This is a genomic window from Staphylococcus marylandisciuri, from assembly GCF_025519785.1.
Classification (GTDB): Bacteria; Bacillota; Bacilli; order Staphylococcales; family Staphylococcaceae; genus Staphylococcus; species Staphylococcus marylandisciuri.
The window spans coordinates 1-261 of record NZ_JAOPKZ010000060.1; the positions used below are offsets into that span (position 1 = coordinate 1).

Consider the following 261-nt stretch of genomic DNA (forward strand, 5'->3'; position numbering starts at 1 on the left):
ATTCTAATAAGGCATCTACTTTAGGATTTACTCTAAAACGATTAATTGTTTTATAAGAAGGTTTTTGATTTTGTGACAGCCACATCATTCGGATACTATCGTTAAGCAGCTTTTCTATTTTACGACCAGAAAATACAGATTGTGTGTAGGCATATAAAATAATTTTCAACATCATTTTGGGGTGATATGAGGTAGCACCGCGATGATGCTTGAATTCATCGAATTCATTTTCAGGAATTGTTTCAACGATTTCATTAACAT

Annotated in this window: 1 protein-coding gene; it reads right to left on the reverse strand. The window is 32.2% G+C overall.

Translation table 11 applies throughout. The features are described 5' to 3' along the window. The coding region (locus N9R04_RS11380) for a transposase (RefSeq protein ID WP_262856884.1) at positions 1-261 on the reverse strand (261 nt) is incomplete at both ends.